The following is a 1,867-nucleotide window of genomic DNA, read 5'->3' on the forward strand; positions in this document are numbered from 1 at the left end:
GGGGGGGGGTGGCGAAGAGTTCATCCGCAGTGCCCGCGGCTCACCCCACCCCGTCGCTCATCCCGCTACGCGGGCTGAGCGCCGACCCTCCCCCTCCAGGGGAGGGTGAACAGGGCTCGCGGTCGATCTCGATGTTCATTTCTGAAACTGAGAAGCCGCTCGTCTTACCTAAGCATTCGCCTCCGCGACGAACGCATCGATCAGCGCATCGAAACGCTCAGGCTGCTCCCATTGCGGTAGGTGGCCGGCGTCTTCGATCACCTGAACGGCGCCACGCCACAGCGTCGGCATCGTCAACGTCTTGAAGTAATCGCCGTTGATGAGTTGCTCCTCGGCGCCGTGCAGCACCGCGAGCGGCTGCCTCAGGTTTGCCACAACGTCGATTTCGTCCCGATAGCCGCCCGGCGCGATGCTGGCGGCGAGCTGGCCACGCGCGCGCCCGTCGGTCCGCAACACGTCCGCCACCATGTCGGCCGGCAGCTCGCTGATGCCGGGCCGGAACGCCGCCGCCACATAGGCCCGTGCCTGCTCCTCGTTCAGCTCCGGCTGAAACGTGTAGGCCATTGCGGGCGTTGCGAGAAATGCCTGCTCCATCGCCGGCGGAAAGCCGATCGGCGGCGTGCCGAAGATCGCAAAGCCCTTCGCCTGCGGCAGATCCGGCGCCGCCTCCAGCACGATATGGCCGCCGAGACTCCAGCCGACGAACACCGCGTCGGTCGCGCCGAGCTGCTCCGCGAACTCGCGCAGCATCCCCGCATAGCCCGGCATCGTATAGGTCGCCGCCGGATCCGCCGCATCGGCCGAGCCGCCATGGCCGGGCAAATCCGGCACCAATATCCGATACTTGCTACCGAGCGAGCCGTCGAGCTGCCGGGCGAAGGCGCGCGACGACGCCGAGTTGCCGTGGACGATGACGATGGTCGGCCCGCTGCCGCCGGATTGGCGGTAGGCGATCCGCCCGGCGGACGTGTCGATCGATTGGGTCTGCATACTGGTATCCCTTCACCCCTTACGGTGGTGATAAGATACCAAAGCGGTATCCTGGGGAAGTCCAGCTTGCGAAACCCACCTCAATCGGCCGCTGCCGCGTCCAAAAGGGGGCGGCCTCGGCGCGGGGGATCAGCGCAACCCCGGCCAAGGCCGCGTGCGTCGATCGGCGGATCGGACGCGCTCAAAGCATCGTGATTCGGTCGGACGATAGTGAGGCGCGGCGATGTTTAAATCCGCGATGATCAATGTCGAAATTGGGACGACATCGATCCGGTGAACTAATCGTCGACTAACCGCCCGTCTTCTCGGCCTGCGCGTACACCTGCTTGGCCAATTGGCTGAGCCTGTCCTTGTCTGTCGGTCCCGCCAGCACGTAGCCGACGCCGCGGTCCGCCCAGAACAGGGCGCCGTCGCGCGCGTCGCTGGCGTAGCGCATCTGCGCCACATCGGTGTTGGCGCGCGAGGTGAACAGAGTGAACCGCTCGCCATTGGCGCTCTCGTACATCAGGAAAGCGGCCGGAGCGTCCGGACCTGGCAGCAGCCGCCCGCCGACCAGCTTGAGGCCGCTGGCCTCCAGCTCCGGCGCCGTCACCGTGTAGCCGACGCGCTTCGACAGCCATTGCTGCAGATGTGCCCGCTCCGAGGCTTCGACTTCGACCGGGTGGCGTACCTCGACCACATAGAGACGATGGGCGTCGAGTGCATCCACGGTGAAGCTGCGGAAGGTGCTCGGCGCCGTGGCCGCGCCGCGCGCGAACCAGCCGGCGCCGCCGCCGACCACGAACGCCGCCAGCGTCGCGGCGATTGCGCCGACGACCCAGCGCCGCGGCGGCGCCGCGCTCAGCCGGTCGAGCTGCAGCCGTGGCGGCACCGGCTC

Annotated in this window: 2 protein-coding genes; both read right to left on the bottom strand. The window is 67.7% G+C overall.

Annotated elements, in window-relative coordinates; translation table 11 throughout:
- Nucleotides 1-168 precede the first annotated feature (168 nt).
- Nucleotides 169-990 (bottom strand): alpha/beta fold hydrolase, encoded by an 822-nt coding sequence (locus tag IP86_RS26775; RefSeq protein WP_054165497.1) that lies wholly within the window; start codon nucleotides 988-990, stop codon nucleotides 169-171.
- A 289-nt stretch (nucleotides 991-1,279) separates the two neighbouring features.
- Nucleotides 1,280-1,867: anti-sigma factor family protein (locus IP86_RS29205; RefSeq protein WP_054165498.1), on the bottom strand; the 588-nt coding region annotated here is incomplete at its 5' end.

The organism is Rhodopseudomonas sp. AAP120, assembly GCF_001295845.1.
Taxonomy (GTDB): Bacteria; Pseudomonadota; Alphaproteobacteria; order Rhizobiales; family Xanthobacteraceae; genus Rhodopseudomonas.

Excerpts from the sequence above, each read along its gene's own strand:
- IP86_RS26775 (WP_054165497.1), bottom strand. The coding sequence starts at position 990 with ATGCAGACCCAATCGATCGACACGTCCGCCGGGCGGATCGCCTACCGC.